The sequence below is a fragment of the Methylobacterium sp. CM6257 genome, assembly GCF_054611515.1.
The window spans coordinates 6,645,001-6,663,427 of the sequence record NZ_CM137735.1 but is presented as its reverse complement, the minus strand read 5'-3'; the positions used below and the strand labels follow the sequence as shown (position 1 = coordinate 6,663,427).

Below are 18,427 nucleotides of genomic sequence, written 5' to 3'. Positions count from 1 at the left end.
ATAAATGCAGCAGCTGCTGCGATCAGGTCTTTTCCGCCAACGCGATGCGCAACCCGAGACCGCTCATCGCCTCGTGGGCCGACACCACGCTCTCGGCGACGCTCGCCATCGGCACGCGGGACGCGGTGGCGCGATCCCGGAGCATCTTGTAGGCGGCGTCCTCGTCGATCCGGTTCAGGTCTACGAGCAGCCGAACCGCCTTCTCCACGGTGCGGCGGCCCTTCATGGTCTCCTCCAGCCGGTTGATCTTGCTGATCAGCCGGCCCTCGTAGCCGCGCCGGTACCGGGCCAGGGCGAACTGGGTGAGCACGCCCCGCGGGTGGAGCGGTTTGTTCAGCACGCCGTGAGCGTTGACGTCGGCGATCGCCTTCAGGGAGGTCGGGCTCTCGTAGGCCACGATGGCGATGACGGCGGGTTCGGTCGCCTCGATCGCGGGCAGGAGGTGCATCACCTGCGCGTCGTCGAGCTGGATGAACAGCGTGTCGATGTCGGGCGGCAGCGCGGCGGGCGGCGGCCAGGCGAGCGAGACCGCGCAGCCGAGGCGACGGAGCTGCTCCAGGAGCGCGGCGCCCTCCTCGTCCCGGGGATGGATGACGAGGGCGCGGGCGCGCCTCAGGTCGTCCAGGATCTTGCGGGCGGGGGCGGTCACGCGGCGAGACCCTCCTCCAGCCAGTTCGTCTCGAACCGGGACCACGCCAGATAGGGATCGGGCCGCACCGGCCGGCGCGCCCGCCAGACGATGTCGAACTGCCCGTCGGCCCGGGCCACGCCGATGCCGGGCGTGAGCCAGATATGCCGCGTCTCGCCGTCGAAGGCGAGGTCGCCCTCCGGCGCCACGATGCGCTGACGCAGGGCCGCCGCACCGAGGCGCTCGGCATCGAGGGTGCCGGCCTCCGTGAGCGCCCGGGCGAAGAGATGCACCTGCGCGTAGGCGGTCTCCGACCACATGCTGGTGGGGCGCGCAGCCCCGAACCGCGCCTGGAAGGCGGCGACGAAGCGCCGGTTCTCCTCGCTCGCCAGCGCCCCGAAATACGGGGCCGCCAGGACGTGGCCGGTGCAGTGCTCGGGGCCGATGGCGCGGATCTGCCCCTCCGCCAGGGTCAGGCTGGCGATCGGGCAGCGCGCCCGGTCGATGCCGGATTCCGCGTAGGCGCGGTAGAGCCGCTCGGCCCCGCGCCCGACCACCGTCGAGAATACAGCGTCCGGCGCGGCGTGCCGGATCTCGGTGATCATCGCCCTGTGGGCCGCATCGTCCGCGTCGAGGGGCGCATACTGCTCGCCGACGATCGTCCCGCCCTTCGCCTCGATCAGGTCGCGCATGACGCGGTTCGATTCGCGCGGGTAGATGTAGTCCGACCCGATCAGGAAGATCCGCGAGCCGTGCTCCTGCAGGAGGTAGTCGGCCAGCGCGAAGACGTTCTGGTTGAGAGTCGCGCCGGTGTAGATGATGTTCTCCGAGTACTCGAAGCCCTCGTAGATCGACGGGTACCAGAGCAGGCCGTTGTGCCGCTCCACCGTCGACAGAACCGACTTCCGGCTGGCCGAGAGGGAGCATCCGAACACCACCTCGACCCCGTCCTCGGAAAGCATCCGCCGGGCCAGGGTTCGGTAGGCGTCGTTGTTGCCGGCGGGATCGTAGCAGATCGGCTCGATCGGGCGCCCGAGCACGCCGCCGGCCTCGTTGATCTCCTCGATGGCGAGCGCGGTGCCGAGGAAGTGCTCGGTCTCGGTGACGCCGCTCACCCCGCTGCGGGAGAACAGGACGCCGACCCGCCACGTCGCTTCATCCTTGCCCGCCATAGCCCCTCCCCGCGCGTCGGAGCCCGGTCGGCCGGCGGCGCATGGTCCTCTCCTACCTGACGGACACCGCGTGGCGAAAGCCGATGTCCGCGCCGCCGGGATCGCCCGCACGCGCGTGACGACGCGCCGCGGCGGCATCCCCGGCCCGATGCCCGCGCCGCCGTTGCCGCAGCGCCTGCCAACACCGATCTTCAACCGGAGGGTGCGTCGTCTCGGGCGCAGCAGGTCCGGCCCGGGCATGAACCAGCGAGCGACGGCGAAAGAGTTCGAGCGCGGCCAGCCCGTCGAGGCGCTGGCCGGCACGATCGAGCGTGTCACCTTTCACAGCCCCGAGACCGGTTTCTGCGTGCTCAAGGTCCAGGCGCGGGGCAAGCGCGACCTCGTGCCGGTGATCGGCCATGCCCCCGCCATCGGGGCGGGCGAGTGGATCACCGCCACCGGCATCTGGCACACGGACCGCCAGCACGGCCTCCAGTTCAAGGCCGATACCCTGAAGGTCACCCCGCCCACAGGGGTCGAAGGCATCGAGAAGTACCTCGCCTCCGGACACATGCGCGGCATCGGCCCCGCCATGGCCAAGCGCATCGTGGCGGCCTTCGGCGAGGGCACCTTCGAGATCATCGAGGCCGAGCCCGGCCGCCTCACCGAGGTGGAGGGCATCGGCCCGAAGCGCGCCGCCCGCATCGTCGCCGGTTGGGCCGAGCAGAAGGCCGTGCGCGAGATCATGCTGTTCCTGCACGCACACGGCGTCGGCACGGCCCGGGCGGTGCGGATCTTCAAGACCTACGGCCACGGATCCATCGCGGTCATGACTGAGGATCCCTACCGGCTGGCCCGAGACATCTGCGGCATCGGCTTCAAGACCGCCGATGCCATCGCGATGAAGCTCGGACTGACCCAGGAGGCGCCTCAGCGCCTGCGGGCCGGGATCTCCTTCGCGTTGCAGACCGCCACCGACGAGGGGCACTGCGCCCTGCCGGTGGCGGAACTCGTGGCGCTCGCGGGCGAGCTCCTCGGCGTCGAAGTCCCGCTGATCCGCGCGGCCTTGCTCGACGTGCTCGAGACCGGCGAGGTGGTGCAGGACATCGTCGGCGACAAAGCCTGCATCTTCCTGGCCGGCCTGCACGCCGCCGAGCGCGCCATCGCCGAGCGGCTGCTGCGCCGCGCGAAGGACACGCCACCCTGGCCGGAGATCGACCTCACCCGGGCGCTGCCCTGGGTGACAGAGAAGACCGGCAAGACGCTCTCGCCCTCGCAAGGCGAGGCCGTGCGGCTCGTGCTCGGCGCCAAGCTCGCGGTGATCACCGGCGGACCGGGGGTGGGCAAGACCTCGACCCTCGACACGATCCTGCGCATCCTGCGGGCCAAGGGAGTTCAGGTGCTGCTCGCGGCCCCCACCGGCCGGGCCGCCAAGCGGATGAGTGAGCAGACCGGGTTGGAGGCCAAGACCCTCCATCGCCTGCTGGAGATCGACCCCAAGCACGGCGGCTTTTCCCGCAACGAGGAGAGCCCCCTCCCCTGCGACCTGCTCGTCGTCGACGAGACCTCGATGGTCGACGTGCCGCTGATGAATGCCCTGACCAAGGCGGTGCCCAACCACGCGGCCCTGCTCCTCGTCGGCGACGTCGACCAGCTGCCCTCGGTCGGGCCGGGGCAGGTGCTCGCCGACGTGATCGCCTCCGGTGCGGTGCCGGTGGCGCGGCTCACGGAGGTGTTCCGGCAGGCGGCGGAGAGCCGGATCGTGGTGAACGCCCACCGGATCAACGCGGGCCGGATGCCCGAGCCCGCGCCGCGCGGCGTCGGCAGCGACTTCCACTGGATCGAGATCGACGCGCCCGAACCCGCCGTCCAGACGCTGATCGAGGTGGTGACGCGGCGCATCCCGGCCCGGTTCGGCCTCGATCCGGTGCGCGACGTACAGGTGCTCACCCCGATGCAGCGCGGGGTTCTCGGCGCGCGCAACCTCAACCACGAACTCCAGGCGGTGCTGAACCCGAACCCCGCGGTCTCGGTGGAGCGGTTCGGCTGGCGCTTCTCACCCGGCGACCGGGTGATGGAGAGCCAGAACGATTATGACCGGGAGGTGTTCAACGGCGACCTCGGCACCGTGGCGCGCATCGATGAGGTCGAGGGCGCGGTGATCGTCGACTTCGAGGGCCGGGAGGTGGTCTATCCCTACGGCGAACTCGACACGCTGGTGCCGGCCTACGCCACCACCATCCACAAGTCGCAGGGTTCGGAGTATCCGGCGGTGGTGATCCCGCTCGCGATGCAGCACTGGACCATGCTGGCGCGCAACCTCCTCTACACGGGCGTGACCCGCGGCAAGCGGCTGGTGGTGCTGCTCGGGCAGCGCAAGGCGGTGGCCGTCGCGGTCCGCGGCGGCACCATGAAGCCCCGCTGGACGAAGCTTCGGGACTGGCTGGGACAGGCGCCGCGGTAACACCCGACCGCCCACCGCGACGCCCGACCGCGCGGGCACGAAGAACACCAGAATATTGAATTATAATCCAGGTTAACGCCGCGAACGTCCCGGGCTGCGCGGTCTCGACGCCGCGTGGTTGGTATTTTTCTTCCTCCTGCTGTACCCAAGACGCGGCAGCGATCGAAGCCCACCGCACAAAGAGGCTTCACGCCCGGCCGCGGAGGAAACATGACCGAGATCGTCAAGCCCGAGGCCTTCTCCGAAGTCTTTTTCGGCGCCTGTCCACACGACTGCCCCGACACCTGCTCGATGCTGTTCGAGGTGAAGGACGGCGAGCTGCTCAGCGTCCGCGGCAATCCCGACCACCCGATGACCCGCGGCGGTCTCTGCGTGAAGCTCAAGGACTACGAGAAGCGCCACTACCACCCCGACCGGCTTCTCTACCCGATGCGCCGCGTCGGACCGAAGGGCTCGAAGCAGTTCGAGCGGATCACCTGGGACGAGGCGCTCGACACGATCGTCACGCGCTGGAAGGCGATCATCGCGAGCCACGGCCCGCAGGCGATCATCCCCTACAGCTACCTCGGCAACCAGGGGCTGGTTCACGGGCTGAACGGGGGCGACGCCTTCTTCAACCGGCTCGGCGCCACGGTCTGCGAGCGCACCTTCTGCGGCGAGGGGTCCTGCACCGCCTGGCTCCTCACCGTCGGGCCGACCGCGGGCCTCGACCCCGAGAGCTACATTCACTCCAAGTACATCGTGATCTGGGCCTGCAACAGCGTCAGCACGAACCTGCACCACTGGGCCATCGTGAAGGACGCCCAGAAGAGCGGCGCCAAGGTCGTGGTCATCGACGCCTACGCGTCGCGCACCGCCAAGGGCGCCGACTGGCACATCCGCCCGAAGCCCGGCACGGATGGCGCGCTGGCCATGGCGCTGATCAACTCGATCATCGCGCAGGGCCTCGTCGACCAGGACTACGTCGACAAACACACGATCGGCTTCGAGGAGCTGAAGGAGCGGGCGGCGGCGCGCACGCCCGAATGGGCGGAGGCCATCACGGGCGTGCCGGCGGCCGACATCCGCACGCTGGCCTACGAGATGGCGACCGCCCAGCCGGTGGGCATCCGCATGGGCGTGGCGCTGGAGCGGCACTACGGCGGCGGCCAGACGATCCGGGCGGTGACCTGCATCCCGGCGCTCACCGGCGCGTGGCGCCATGTCGGCGGCGGCGTCACGCAGTTCCCCGTCTGGGAGCATCCCTACAAGTTCGACGTGATGTGCCGGCCGGACCTGATCCCGGAGGGCACCCGCGTCGTCTCGAACCTGCAGATCGGCCGCGCGCTCACCGGCGAGATGAGGCTCGACCCGCCGATCCTGTCGATGATGTGCTGGAACTCGAACCCGGTGACGCAGGCGCCCGAGACCGACAAGATCGTCGAGGGGCTGATGCGCGAGGACCTGTTCCTGGTCTCGGCCGAGCACTTCATCTCGGACACCGCCGCCTACGCCGACATCCTGCTGCCGGCCGCGATGGGCGCCGAGATGGAGGACATGATTTTGTCCTGGGGCCACCTCTACCTGACCTACAACACCAAATGCGCCGAGGCGCCCGGCGAGGCCATCCCCAACAACGAGATCTTCCGGCGCCTCGCCGCCCGGCTCGGCTTCGAGGAGGAGAACTTTAAATGGACCGACGCGGAGTGCCTGGAGCACTACGTCGACTGGAGCGCGCCGGCCTGCGAGGGCTATGACCTCCAGTATATGCGCGCGCACGGCTTCGCCCGGCTGAAGGTCGGCACGCCCGACGACCGCGCTCCGCACCGGGACGGCAACTTCCCCACCGACACGGGCAAGTGCATGCTCAAGATCGAGGGCGCCACCAACTTCGTGGCGCCGCCGTTCCGGCAGATGTACGAGGGCTTCCAGCCCGGCGAGCCGCTCGACCCGCTGCCCGACTATGTCGGCGCCCGCGAGTCCCACACGAACGACCCGGAGCTGGCCAAGCGCTACCCGCTCAACATCGTCTCGCCCAAGAGCCACTACTTCCTGAACTCCTGCTACGCCAACATGGAGGACAAGCAGAAGGGCCAGGGCGAGCAGTTCGTGATGATCAGTCCGCAGGATGCCGAGGCCCGCGGGATCCTCGACGGCGACCGCGTCCAGGTCGCCAACGGGCGGGGCGCCTTCAAGGGCGTGGCGCGGGTCACCGACGACGTGACCTCCGGCGTCGTGGTGGCGACGCTCGGCTACTGGCGGCAGCTCAACGAGGGCACGGTGAACAGCATCTCGTCATCCGCCTTCACCGATATGGGCCACGCGCCCTCGTTCTCCGACAATCTCGTCGAGGTCTCGCGGGCGAATTGAGGCCGCTCACGGGGCGGCCATCCCCGGGCCGCCCCGTCGCGCCGGCCGGCTGACGAACCGAGAGCTGGCGAGGAGGAAGCGCCAGGGCGTCTCGGCGCCGCGGGTGATCCCGATGCGCCGGTCGCTCACCACCTCGACCGGCCGAACGCGCGGTTGGAACCGGAACGGGGCGCCCGCGACCGGCAACCCGTCCAGTGCGCCGGTGACGCCAAGTGCCTGGCAGAGACGGCCGGGGCCGGCACAGAGCAGCCGCGGCGCGTCCGTACCCCGGCGCGCCGCCATGGCGGCGAGACCCTCCGTTGGCTCGAGCGCCCGGATCAGCACCGCGCTGCCGGGCTCGCAGACGAGGTTCAGGCACCAGTGCATGCCGTAGGAGCGGTAGACGTAGGCGTGGGCGGGCGGACCGAACATGCTGGCGTTGCGCCGCGTCGGACCGGCGAAGCTGTGGGAGGCCGGGTCGGTGCGGTCATAGGCCTCGGTCTCGACGATGATCCCGCCCGCTTCGCCGACGAACAGGCGGGCGCCGATCAGGTCGGCCGCCACCGCGGCGGCGCTCCGGGCGAAGAAAGGCTCCAGCATCGGGTCTCCGGGTTCGAGGGGCGCCGTCCGGCAGGGGCAACCCACGGCGGACCAACCGGTTGACCCATCACAGGGTTGGCGTCGAGCACGCTGAGGAGGCGTCGGAAGCCTGAGCATCTCCGGTGCGGTGGATGTCGCCATCGTCGGCGCGGGCGCTGCGGGCCTCGCCGCGGGCCGGCGCCTGTCCGAGCGGCGGCCGGATCTGCGGATCCAGGTTCTGGAGGCGCAGGACCGCACCGGCGGCCGGGCGCACACGATCGTGCCAGCCGCGATCGGCGCGCCCCTCGACCTCGGCTGCGGCTGGCTGCACGGCGCCGAGCGCAATCCGTGGCTCGCCATCGCCGAGGCGCTCGGCTTCCATGTCGACCGCACCCCCGCACCCTGGGACGTGCAGTACCGGGATCTTGGCTTCCCCCCGGAGGACCAGCTCGCCTACGCGGCGGCGGCCGAAGCCTTCCAGGCGCGGCAGGAGGCGGCGCAGCGGGATCCGGTGGACCGCCCCCTCGGCGCGCTCCTCGACCCGGACGATCCGTGGAACGGGCTTCTGAACGCGGTGAGCAGCTACGTGAGCGGCGCCGAGCTCGCGGACCTCTCGACCCACGACGCCGCGCGCTATCAGGTCCACGGATCCGATTGGCGCGTGGCGGAGGGCTACGGCCGCCTCGTCGTGCAGTTCGGCGACGGCCTGCCGGTGGCTCTGGGCATGCCGGTGACGCGGATCGACCATGGCGGGATCGGCCCGGTCCGCCTGGAAACCCCGCGCGGGACGCTGCAGGCCCGCGCCGTCGTCGTGACGGTCTCCACCGCCATCCTGGCCGAGGCGACAATCCGCTTCGTCCCACCCCTGCCCGACAAGGCCGCGGCCGCGCGGGACCTGCCGCTCGGGCTCGCCAACAAGGTCTTTCTCCGGCTCGCCACGCCGGAGGAGCTGCCGGCGGACGGGCACCTGATCGGCAACCCGCGCAGCGCCCGGACGGGCGCCTACCACCTGCGCCCCTTCGGCCGGCCGGTCATCGAGGGCTATCTCGGCGGGTCGCTCGCCCGGGATCTGGAGCGCGGCGGCGACGAAGCCGCCGCTGCCTTCGCGCTCGACGAGCTCGCGGGGCTGCTCGGCGCAGACTTCCGCCGGCGGGCCTCGCTGCTCACCGCGACGCGCTGGGGCCGGAATGCCTGCGTGCGCGGCTCCTATGCCTATGCCCGGCCAGGCGCCACGGACCGGCGCGCGCTTCTGGCGGCGCCCGTGGACGAGCGGCTGTACTTCGCCGGGGAGGCGACGTCCCCGGACGCCTTCACCACTGTGCGCGGCGCCTACGAATCCGGTCTCCGGGCTGCGGACGAGGTTCTGGCGGCCCTCGAACCGGCCCGCTAAGGACGACCCGAACGGCCCCGCCGATCGACGCGTTGACGAGCGTGAGCCGCCTCGTCCAACCCCGCCTCGTCAACGACCCGTTCTCGGATCCCGGCCTCTATCTCGACTTCCGACACGCGCGCCGGGCTCTGCTGTTCGACCTCGGCGACGTCGCCGCGCTCTCCGCCCGGGAGCTGATGCGGGTGAGCGACGTCTTCGTGTCGCACACCCACATGGACCACTTCGCTGGGTTCGACCGTCTGCTGCGGATCTGCCTGCACCGACCGCAGCCCCTGCGCCTCGTCGGCCCGGAAGGCTTCATCGCCCGAGTCGCCCACCGGCTGCACGCCTATACCTGGAACCTGCTCGGGACCCATTCGCCGGACTTCCGCATCCGGGTCGAGGAGTTCGCCGACGGGCGCCTCATGCGCGGGGCGGAGTTCCACGCGCAGGCGCAGTTCGCGGAATGGCCGATGCCGCCGTCGGATCCCGGACCTGGCCGGGTGCTCGCCGGGGAGGATTTCCGGATCGACGCGACGGTGCTCGACCACGGCTTGCCGGTCCTGGCCTTCGCGCTGGTGGAGCCGGTGCGGGTGAATGTCTGGCAGGGGGCGCTGGAACGGCTCGGCCTCGCGCCGGGCCCCTGGCTCGGCGAAGCCAAGCGCGCCGCGCGCCGGGGCCTGCCGCCCGAGACGCCCGTGCCGCTGGGAGAGGACCGCATCCTGTGCCTCGGCGACCTCGCCGAGGGCGTGTTCCGGATCGGCCCGGGCCAGAAGGTCGCCTATGTCACCGACACTGCCGACACGCCGGACAACGCCGCCCGCATTCTCGCACTGGCGGCCGGCGCGGACGACTTGTTCATCGAGGCGGTGTTCCTGGAGGCCGACCGCACGGCGGCGACCCGCACCCGCCATCTCACCGCCGCCCGCGCCGGGACGCTGGCCCGGGCAGCAGGGGTGCGGCGGGCCGTGCCGTTCCACCACTCGGCCCGCTACACGGACGATCCCGGCGCCCTGGCGGCGGAATTCCGGGCCGCCTTCGCGGGTGCGGCTCGGGGGACGGGCGAGGCGCACCCGCCCCTGCAGCCGTGACGGGTGCGACGCGGGGACGGGAGTCCGAGGCTTCCGATCGCCGCCGACCTGCTTCGCCTCTTCAGATCGGTATCGGGGCGCAATAAAGCGGACGTGGCGAAAGTCTTGCTGGTACGAGGGTCGGCGAAGTGCGGGCCCGCGGCCGACCGACCGGATCTCCCAGCATGATGCGCACAGCCCCGATCGCGCCGCTGCAACCCGCCGGAGGCGTGCAGACGCGGCCCGCCGCGCCAGCCTCTCCGGTGCGGCAGCTTCTGACCCTGCGCCGGCTCCGGCTGGCGAGCGGATTGGTGCTGTTCGGCTACGTGCTGACCCACCTGATCAACCACGCGCTGGGCAACGTCTCCCTCGCCGCCATGGAGGACGGCCTCGACGTCGCCTCTTCCCTCTGGCTCAACCCGCTCGGCCTGACGCTCCTCTACGGTGCGCTCGTGGTTCATCTCCTGCTCGGGCTCCAGGCCCTCTACGCGGCCCGCTTCTTCCGCTGGCGGCCGTCCGAGGCCGTGCAGCTCGTCTCCGGCCTCCTGATCCCGCCGCTGCTCGTCAGCCACATCGTCGGGACCCGGATCTCCTTCGTCACCGAAGGGCTCGAGAAGGGCTATGCGCAGGAACTCTACGCCTTCTGGATCGCATCCCCGGTTCTCGGCCTGATGCAGGCGGCGGTGCTGGTCGTCGCCTGGATCCACGGCTGCCTCGGCCTGCATTTCTGGCTCCGTCTGAAGCCCGCCTTCTGGCGCGCAGCGCCCTGGCTTCTGGCGCTGGCGGTCCTGATGCCGGTCCTGGCGCTCCTCGGCTTCGCGCAGGGCGGCCGGGCGATCCTGGCGCTGGCGCAGGATCCGGCCTGGCGCGCGGAGGCCCTCCAGCCCGTCCATGTCGGGCTCCCCGATCAGGCGGCGCGGCTCGCCCGCATCCGGGACGGGATGCTGTTGACCTACGCGGGACTGGTCGCCGCCGTCCTGACGGCGCGGGGGGCCCGGGCCCTGACGGAGATCAAGCGGGGTACGATCCGGCTCAGCTATCCGGACGGACGGGTGGTGCGGGTGCCGCGGGGCACGAGCGTGCTGGAGGCGAGCCGGCGCAACCGGATCCCACATGCCAGCGTGTGCGGCGGCCGCGGCCGCTGCTCGACCTGCCGGATCCGGGTGACGGACGGCAGCGACGGCACGCCGCCCCCCGGCCGGGCCGAACGGGCCGTCCTGGAGCGCATCGCCGCCGGCCCGGGGGTGCGCCTCGCCTGTCAGTTCCGGCCCGAGACCGACCTCGCCGTGGTGCCCCTGCTGCCGCCGCAGCCGCGCGTGCGCCAGGCGGACCTGGTCGACCGGGCGGAATCCGGCGAGGAGCGCTTCATCGTGGCGATGTTCGTCGACCTGCGCGGCTCGACCCGGCTGGCCGAGGAGCGCCTGCCTTACGACACGGTGTTCATCATCAACCGCTTCCTCAGCGCCGTCGGGGATGCCGTGCGGGAGTCGGGCGGATCCACGAACCAGTTCCTCGGCGACGGCCTGCTGGCCCTGTTCGGGCTGGAGTCGGAATCCGAGCAGGCCGCCCGTGACGCCCTGCGGGCGGTCGACGGCATCGCCGAGGCGGTCGCGACCCTGAACAGGCTTCTGGCGGCCGACCTGGAGCACATTCTCCGCTACGGAATCGGCGTGCATGCCGGTCCGGCGATCGTCGGCGAGATGGGCGACGCCACCGATGCCCGCTTCACCGCGCTCGGCGACACGGTCAACGTCGCCGCGCGCCTTCAGGGGCTGACCAAGAGCCTCGGCTGCGTTGCGGTGGTGTCGGAGGCCGTCTACCGGGCCGCCCGCGTCGCGCCGGCGGCGATCCGGGACGTCACGGTGGACGGGCGGTCCGAGACCGTCCGCGTCAGCACCCTTGGAGGCGCCTGACGCGGCATTCGGCTGGGGCGTCCGAACGCCGTCTTTGCTGGCGCAGCGAAGCAACCTAGCGACGCCACGCCGGCCCATGTCGCGTTGCCCTGGGTCGCTTCGCTTCGCTCGCGATGACGGGTGATCCGCGAGGAGACGGCACGGCGTGCGGCGTGCCTCAGGCCCGCTGCCGGTGCTCCGTCCCCAGCGACGGCGCCAGCACCAGCATGAGCGGCACGACGGCGAGTGCCGTCCCGGCCGCCGCCACCGCCGCCCAGTGCGGGCCGGCCGCATCGCCCAGCCGCCCGTAGAGCAGCGGCGCGGCGAGCGCGCTGCCGCCGAGCGTGAAGGTGTAGAACACCGCGAAGGCCCGCTCGACGCGGCCGCCCGGGGCCAGTTCCGGCACTGTCCCGTAGAGGACCGAGGAGGTGCCGTTCAGCATCACCCCGAGCAGCGGCAGGAGGGTCAGCCCCGGGGCGAGCGGCAGCACGGTCACCGCCAGGATCGCCAGGGCGGTCCCGGTCTCGGTGAGGATCACGGTCCGGGTCACCCCGAGATGCTCGCCGAGGCGCCCGCAGACGGCCTTGCCGAGCGCGCCGCCGACGAAGACCATCGAGAGCGCGAGGCCCACCGTGGTCAGCGCGGCGCCCTTCTCCTGCAGAAGGAACGGCAGGAAGAGCAGGAAGGCCGGCCGGGCGGCGTTGTCGAGCATGCCGATGGCGACGAGCAGCCGGAAGCCGGCGCCGCGGCCCGGCCCGCCGGCGGCGCGACGGGTCGTCCGGCCGGCCGCTTCCGGGCTGCAGCGTGACGCCGGCTCACGCGGCAGCAGGCGGGCGATCGCCAGGGCGACGACGAGGCCCGCGCCTGCGATCACCCAGAGCGCGTGCCGCCAGCCCGACAGGGTCAGCAGGAACCCGACCAGGGGCGGGACCGCCGCCTTCCCGAGGTCGCCGGTGAAGTTGTAGGTGCCGAGCGGCCCCCGAGCCCCGGGACCGTAGGTCCGGGCGATCACCGCGGAGGCCAGGGGATGCTGCGTGCTGCTGCCGGCGCCGCCGAGCAGGAGGCCGACGCCGAGTCCGACGAGGCCGCCCGAGGCGCCCGCGATCGCGTAGCCGGCCGCGCTGAGCAGCGTGCCGAGCACCAGCACGGCCCGGGCGCCCAGCGCCTGGGCGAGTCGGCTCGCCGGCATCTGCAGCGCCGCCAGCGCGCCGTTGTAGAGCGAGCGTAGAAACGCGAGGGCGACGTAGTCGAGACCGAACTCCGCCTGCCAGACCGGCAGCAGCACGTAGATCACGTCCGTGTAGCCGTCGTGCAGGGCGTGGTTGAGCCCGGTCGCCGCGAGAGTTCGGCGTGCTTCCGTTGGCGAAGCGGCCAAGGGAGCGGGATCGGAAGAGGCGGTCGGAACGGACGTGGCGGACATCCAGCCCTCTTTGGCGGTGTCGGCGCAGGATGGCGGCCTGGCCCGGAGCTGACAAACGACTTATGCTGACGCTCGCGTGAGAAAATCTGACCCGTGCATCGCCGCCTGCCGCCGCTGAATGCCGTGAAAGCCTTCGAGGCGGCGGCGCGGCTCGGGAGCTTCACCCGGGCCGCGGACGAGCTGCGGGTCACCCACGGCGCGGTCAGCCGGCACGTGCAGATGCTGGAGGGCTGGCTCGGGGTTCTGCTCTTCGAGCGCCACAACCGCCGCGTGGTCCTCACCGAGGCGGGTGGAGCCTATGCGATCGAGATCGGCGCCGCGCTGGACCGGATCGCCTTGGCCACCGCGCGCCAGGCCGAGCGGGGGCGGTCGCGCCTTCTGCACGTGAACGCGCTGGCGACCTTCACCCTGCGCTGGCTGATTCCGCGCCTATCCGGCTTCCAGCTGGCCAACCCGTCGATTGAGGTCCGGCTGACGACCTCGAACGTGCCCCTGGCACGCCTGGCGGAGCCGTTCGACGTGGCGATCCGGGGTGGGCCGGACAGCCGGCCGGGCCACCGCGCGGAGCCCTTCCTGTCCGAGCGGCGCATCCCGGTCTGCAGCCCGGCGCTGCTGCAGCGCCTGCCGCTCCGGGAGCCGGAGGATCTCCGGCAGCACACGCTGCTGCACGCGGCGACGCTCCCGCGGGTCTGGCCGGACTGGCTGCGCGCAGCGGGCGTGCCGGACCTAGAGCCGCAGGCCTCGGTGACGCTGGAGCACTTCTACCTGACGCTCCAGGCCGCTCTCGACGGGCTGGGCGTCGCCATGGGACCCGAGCGGCTGATCGCCGGCGACGTGGCGGCCGGCCGCCTGACCCTGCCCTTCGCCGGCCCATCCCTGCCGGCGCGGAGCTACTACACCTATGTCCCGGAGCCCCGGGTGGAGGACCCGGCGGTGCGGGCGTTCTGCGGCTGGCTGGCCGAGGCGGCGCGCCGGCCGTGAGGCGCTGTTCACCGGATCGGTCATCGCGGGCGCCGCGAAGCGACCCGGGGCTGCGCGACAGCGGGAAGCCCAGCACCGCTGGAGTGCTTCGCTGCGCTCGCCGAGACGGACGCAGGTCTTCGCCGCTCCAGCCGAAAGCCTTGCGCTGGTGCCGGCGTGGTGCGCAGGTGTGTCCCGGCGCATGGAAACCGTCCGGAACGTCCCAGACCGCATCGGGGTTGGCGTGAGGCGCTTCTGCCGAAGGTGACCGCATGGCGCGCAAGCGTCTCCGCCCGACAATCGAGAGCCTGATCGAATCCGTAGGCCGGCTCGGCCTGTCCCCGGACGCGGTCGATCTCGACCGGCTGCTCGCCCATCTCGACCTGCCCGAGTACGGCGCCGAGGTGGAGGACGACCGCGTCGCCCGCGCCTTGCGCGAGATGCAGGCGGTCCGGGCCTTCGCGGAGACCGGGATCCCGGCCGTCAAGAAGGCCGTGCCGGCCCTCAGGGCCGTGGTGACGAAGGACCACAGGGTCACTTGGCTCATCCGGACCGAGATCCCGCTCCTCGACGACGGCCGGTTGGACCTGCGGCTCGACATCGCGCCCGATCCTGACGCGGCCGAGATCCTCGCCCGCATGGCCGCCCGGAACGACCCGGCCCACCGCCTGGAGGCCCTGCGCGAGGCCGTGGCGCGCACCGCGCTCCAGGCCACCCGCGCCCTGCACAAGCCCGTCGACCGGCTGCGGGCGCAGCTCCTCGTCGACCTGCGCGAGGTCGGGGCGGACGCCGCCGCCTACATCGCCCATATGGATCGCTCCCTGCGCTCCCGGGTCTTCACCTTCGGCCCGAAGCTCGCTCGCGGGCTCAACGACGCGCTCACCCCGGTCCGCCGACACGCCAAGGCGGTGGCCCGCGAGGGCTCGCGCCTGCGTCGCCTGCGCGATCAAGTCGGGTTCGGCGCCTATATCGAGCGGTTCACCGCCGCCCGGCGCCTCAACCGGCGGATCCTGTTCCACATGGGGCCGACCAATTCCGGCAAGACCTACGCGGCGCTCCAGCACCTGACGGCAGCCGCCACCGGCGCCTACCTCGCCCCGCTCCGGCTCCTGGCGCTGGAGAACTACGAGACCCTGCGCGAGCGCGGGCTTCGCGCCGGCATGGTCACCGGCGAAGAGGTGCTGGGCGAGCCGGACCCGACCCACACCGCCCGCACCATCGAGACCGCCGACCTGACCCGGCCCATCGACGTCGCGGTCATCGACGAGATCCAGATGCTGTCGGATCCCGATCGCGGCTGGGCTTGGACCAACGCCCTGTTCGGCGTGCCGGCGCGGACCGTGATCGTGTGCGGCTCCGACGACGCCCTTTCGTATGTCCGCCGCGCCGCGGAAGCCGCCAACGAGTCGCTGGAGGTGATTCCCTTCACCCGCAAGTCGCCGCTCCTGCTGCTGGAAGAGCCGGTGCCCCTGGAGAAGGTCGAGGCCGGCGACGCGGTCGTCGCTTTCTCCCGCCGGGCCGTTCACGAGAACCGCGAGATCCTGGTGGCGAGGGGCCACCGGGTGGCCACCATCTACGGCGCCCTGTCGCCGGAGGTCCGCCGGGCCGAGGCCGCCCGCTTCCGCTCCGGCGAGGCCAACGTGCTGGTGACCACCGACGCGATCGGCATGGGCCTCAACCTCGGGCCGCTCAGGCGGATCGTGTTCTCGGCGGTGCGCAAGTGGGACGGGACCGCTGAGCGGGCGCTCACCCATTCCGAGATCCGGCAGATCGCCGGCCGGGCGGGCCGCTACGGGCACCAGGATGTCGGCTACGTGGCGGCGACCGACCCGTTCGCCATCGAGCCGATCCGGACCGCCCTCTCGGGCGCTCCGACGGCGCCCGCGGCCGACACGCGCTTCTACGTCCGCCCGGATCTCGGGGCGATCCGCTCGGTGGCGGAGGAGATGCGCACGCACAGCCTGTACGAGGTGCTGACCCACTTCGCCCGCGCGACCTTCTATGCGGGCTCCCCGTTCCAGCCCTCGGCCCTGGAGGAGGTACTGGAGGTCGCCCGAACCGTCGACCGGGCCCGGCTGCCGATCGAGGAGAAATTCGCCTTCTCGGTCTGCCCCATCGACCGGCGTGACGAGATCGCCATGGGCCTCCTGGAGCGCTGGTGCCAGGCCCGGGCCGCCGGCCTCACGGTACCGGCGCTCCGCGGCAACCTCGCGGGCGAGCTCGACTACCAGGAGCGGACCGTGAAGCTCGCGAGCGCCTATCTGTGGCTGTCCCGGCGCTTCCCCGACACCTTCGACGACGTGGAGGCGATCCGCCACATGCGCGGCCGCGCCAACGACGCCATCGAGCAGCACCTGCGTGAGACCGCGACGCGCAAGGCCGAGCGGCGGAGCCGGCGCACCATCGGGGCGCGGTGAGTCCGGAATCCCGGCAGTTGAACCTGAAAAGCCCGGTTCACAAGACGGATCAGTTTTAATCACAACATTCGGCCGCCAGAATGCGCGCTGTTCTGACATTCCGCGCATCCGCATAGCTGAATTTGCTTTTCGTCGCATTTCCCGAGACACGACAGACGTGTCGGCGAAGCGGGCTCAACGAGCGGCCGGCTTAGAATTCCGACGTCGACTGCCAGTGCACAAGGGCCCCGTGTCACGGCAAAGACTTTGCCCCGGCTTGTCCGTTCTGAAGCCGAAGATGTCCGACACCATGACCTCAGACAGAGGGAGGATCGTTATCCTAGCGCGGCTTCTATGATCGCGGTTGATCGTCGTCAGGCTTCTCACCCCCACGCGTGATCCCGCCGTCGGCTTCTGGAGGTCGCGTGGACAAGCTTATCATTACAGCTGCCACTCTGCTTCATTTCGCCGAGAGCATTCCGAGGGACAGCGCTTGGTCCGCCTTGGCAATAGGACGATCCCAGCTTCCGATTAACCTGCACACCCTGCTTCTCGGCGGCCATGTCAGGACGGGCCTGGAGGACAATGTCTACTACGCACGCGGGGAGCTGGCGGCGAGCAACGAACAACTTGTCGAGCGTGTGGTAAACATCTCCAGGATCGTAGGGCGCGACATTGCGAGCCCGGCCGAGGCCCGCGCGATTCTCCGTCTGTGAAAGATCGACGCGCAGGGATCTCGGAATGGAAGGTCCTCTTCCAGCCGCTCCTAGCGCGGAGAGAACCGAACCATGGACCTCAAGAGCACCGACCCGCGAGACTATGAAGCATCGCCGCACGGTATCGCGGCGATGCCGAAGGAGTTTCCAGCCGGCTCCCGCGTCCCTTCGCATGTCCATGGACGCGCGCAGCTGATCTACGCGATCTCCGGCGTCATGGCGGTCACGACGGCGGACGGCCTCTGGCTGCTCCCACCGCAGCGGGCCCTCTGGATGCCGGCCGGTATCGCCCACGCGATGGTCGCGCGCTGCCACGTCTCCCTGAGGACTCTCTACGTCGCTCCGGACGCGTGTCACCCCGCATTTCCGAATGCACCGCGCCCGGTCCGGGTCTCGGCCCTGCTGCGCGAACTCATCCTCCGGGTCGCCCGGATGCCGCTGGACCGGGAGCCGACCGAGCACGAGAGGCGCATCGTCGCTCTTCTTCCCTACGAGATCGCCTGGGAGCCCGGCGGGCTCCTCCACCTCCCCATCCCGAAGGACAGGCGCCTGGCCCGGATCTGCCGCAGCCTGATCGATGATCCCGGGGACGGGCGCGACCTGGAAGCATGGGCGGCGGAAGTCGGCGCCTCGTCGCGGACGCTCGCGCGCCTGTTCAGGCGCGAATTCGGGAGCACCTTCCTGATCTGGCGGAAGCAGGTGCGCGCCCTGTCGGCCGTGCCCCGTCTGGCGGCCGGCGAGCCGGTCGGCATCGTCTCGGCGGATCTGGGCTACGAGACACCCGGCGCCTTCGCGGCGATGTTCCGGCAGATGATGGGCGCGCGGCCGAGCCGCTACGGTGATCGAGACCGTTCCGGATCGACCGGCGACGCGGGTCTGACCTTGTCCGATCCGGCCTAGCAAGTGGCTGGAACCGCGACGCAGGCCGGTGCGGTTCCACCTAGTCTGCGTTCATGCCGCGCGACAAGCCGCCGAATACCTTCCTGTGCCTGGTGCTGCTGTCGACCTTCCTTCAGGGATCGTCCTTCGTGGCCACGAAGGCCGTTCTTCGTGACGTTCAGCCGCTGTAGCTGGCGACGCTCCGCTTCTTCGTCGCTGCGCTCTCGCTGGTGCCGGTCCTGCTCCCCCGCCTCCTGCGCCGGGACCGTCGGTCGGGATCGCGCATGCCTTGGCCGCACCTTGCCCTGATCGGCCTGCTCCAGACGACGGGCGTCATGGCGTTTCTCAATATCGGACTCACCTCCAGCACGGCGCCGATGGCGGCCATCCTGATGGCCAGCAATCCGCTGCTGGTCGCGCTCCTGGCGGGCGTCCTGCTCGATGAGCCCGTGCGCCGGCAGGGGTGGGCGGGTCTCGCACTGTCCTTAGCGGGGGTCGTCCTCTGCATCAGCGTGGAGACGGTGTTCACCGGCGCCATCGGCCGGGGTGAAGTCCTCGTGATGCTCGGCTCGACG

The 18,427-nt window shown here is 71.1% G+C and carries 14 protein-coding genes (1 of these 14 cut by a window edge); 10 read left to right on the top strand and 4 right to left on the bottom strand.

The features are described 5' to 3' along the window. Window positions 1-22 precede the first annotated feature (22 nt). Together ACYCO6_RS32500 and ACYCO6_RS32495 are read right to left on the bottom strand one after the other, a co-directional pair. Window positions 23-649, bottom strand: coding sequence for an ANTAR domain-containing response regulator (locus tag ACYCO6_RS32500; RefSeq protein WP_459767134.1), 627 nt, complete (start codon window positions 647-649; stop codon window positions 23-25). After that, window positions 646-1,800, bottom strand: a complete 1,155-nt coding sequence (locus ACYCO6_RS32495; protein WP_459767132.1) for a transporter substrate-binding domain-containing protein — start codon at window positions 1,798-1,800, stop codon at window positions 646-648. The genes ACYCO6_RS32500 and ACYCO6_RS32495 overlap by 4 nt, the downstream gene beginning before the upstream one ends. Window positions 1,801-2,038: 238 nt before the next feature. Between ACYCO6_RS32495 and recD2 the strand changes: the two genes are divergently transcribed. Continuing rightward, window positions 2,039-4,243 (top strand): SF1B family DNA helicase RecD2, encoded by a 2,205-nt coding sequence (recD2, locus tag ACYCO6_RS32490; RefSeq protein ID WP_459773825.1) that lies wholly within the window; start codon window positions 2,039-2,041, stop codon window positions 4,241-4,243. A 210-nt stretch (window positions 4,244-4,453) separates the two neighbouring features. Beyond that, entirely contained in the window at window positions 4,454-6,592 is a 2,139-nt protein-coding gene (locus ACYCO6_RS32485; RefSeq protein WP_459767129.1) for a molybdopterin-containing oxidoreductase family protein, read from the top strand. Window positions 6,593-6,598: 6 nt separating this feature from the next. On the opposite strand, the gene ACYCO6_RS32480 is transcribed toward ACYCO6_RS32485, so the two are convergent. Then, window positions 6,599-7,171: a DNA-3-methyladenine glycosylase gene (locus tag ACYCO6_RS32480; RefSeq protein WP_459767126.1), complete on the bottom strand. Its 573-nt coding sequence runs from the start codon at window positions 7,169-7,171 to the stop codon at window positions 6,599-6,601. Between the two features lie 127 nt (window positions 7,172-7,298). On the opposite strand from ACYCO6_RS32480, the gene ACYCO6_RS32475 reads away from it, so the two are divergent. From ACYCO6_RS32475 to ACYCO6_RS32465, 3 genes are all read left to right on the top strand, one after another. Next, window positions 7,299-8,540, top strand: a complete 1,242-nt coding sequence (locus ACYCO6_RS32475) for a flavin monoamine oxidase family protein (protein WP_459767124.1) — start codon at window positions 7,299-7,301, stop codon at window positions 8,538-8,540. Between the two features lie 41 nt (window positions 8,541-8,581). Continuing rightward, window positions 8,582-9,610 (top strand): ribonuclease Z, encoded by a 1,029-nt coding sequence (locus ACYCO6_RS32470; RefSeq protein WP_459773823.1) that lies wholly within the window; start codon window positions 8,582-8,584, stop codon window positions 9,608-9,610. A gap of 164 nt (window positions 9,611-9,774) precedes the next feature. Continuing rightward, window positions 9,775-11,502, top strand: coding sequence for an adenylate/guanylate cyclase domain-containing protein (locus ACYCO6_RS32465; RefSeq protein WP_459767122.1), 1,728 nt, complete (start codon window positions 9,775-9,777; stop codon window positions 11,500-11,502). 157 nt (window positions 11,503-11,659) lie between these two features. Here the strand turns inward: ACYCO6_RS32465 and ACYCO6_RS32460 are convergent, their stop codons facing one another. After that, window positions 11,660-12,901: an MFS transporter gene (locus ACYCO6_RS32460; protein ID WP_459767120.1), complete on the bottom strand. Its 1,242-nt coding sequence runs from the start codon at window positions 12,899-12,901 to the stop codon at window positions 11,660-11,662. A gap of 93 nt (window positions 12,902-12,994) precedes the next feature. Between ACYCO6_RS32460 and gcvA the strand changes: the two genes are divergently transcribed. From gcvA to ACYCO6_RS32435, 5 genes are all read left to right on the top strand, one after another. After that, entirely contained in the window at window positions 12,995-13,882 is an 888-nt protein-coding gene (gcvA, locus tag ACYCO6_RS32455; protein ID WP_459767118.1) for a transcriptional regulator GcvA, read from the top strand. A 251-nt stretch (window positions 13,883-14,133) separates the two neighbouring features. After that, a complete protein-coding gene (locus ACYCO6_RS32450) occupies window positions 14,134-16,278 on the top strand; it encodes a helicase-related protein (protein WP_459767116.1) in 2,145 nt (714 codons plus the stop codon). A gap of 404 nt (window positions 16,279-16,682) precedes the next feature. Then, window positions 16,683-16,973 (top strand): 3-keto-5-aminohexanoate cleavage protein, encoded by a 291-nt coding sequence (locus ACYCO6_RS32445; RefSeq protein WP_459767113.1) that lies wholly within the window; start codon window positions 16,683-16,685, stop codon window positions 16,971-16,973. 72 nt (window positions 16,974-17,045) lie between these two features. Beyond that, window positions 17,046-17,873 (top strand): AraC family transcriptional regulator, encoded by an 828-nt coding sequence (locus ACYCO6_RS32440; protein ID WP_459767110.1) that lies wholly within the window; start codon window positions 17,046-17,048, stop codon window positions 17,871-17,873. A 170-nt stretch (window positions 17,874-18,043) separates the two neighbouring features. Beyond that, window positions 18,044-18,427 carry the 5' portion of a DMT family transporter gene (locus tag ACYCO6_RS32435; protein ID WP_459773821.1) on the top strand. 441 nt of this gene lie beyond the right edge of the window, so the window shows 384 of its 825 coding nt (coding positions 1-384); the start codon lies at window positions 18,044-18,046; its stop codon lies off the right edge, out of view.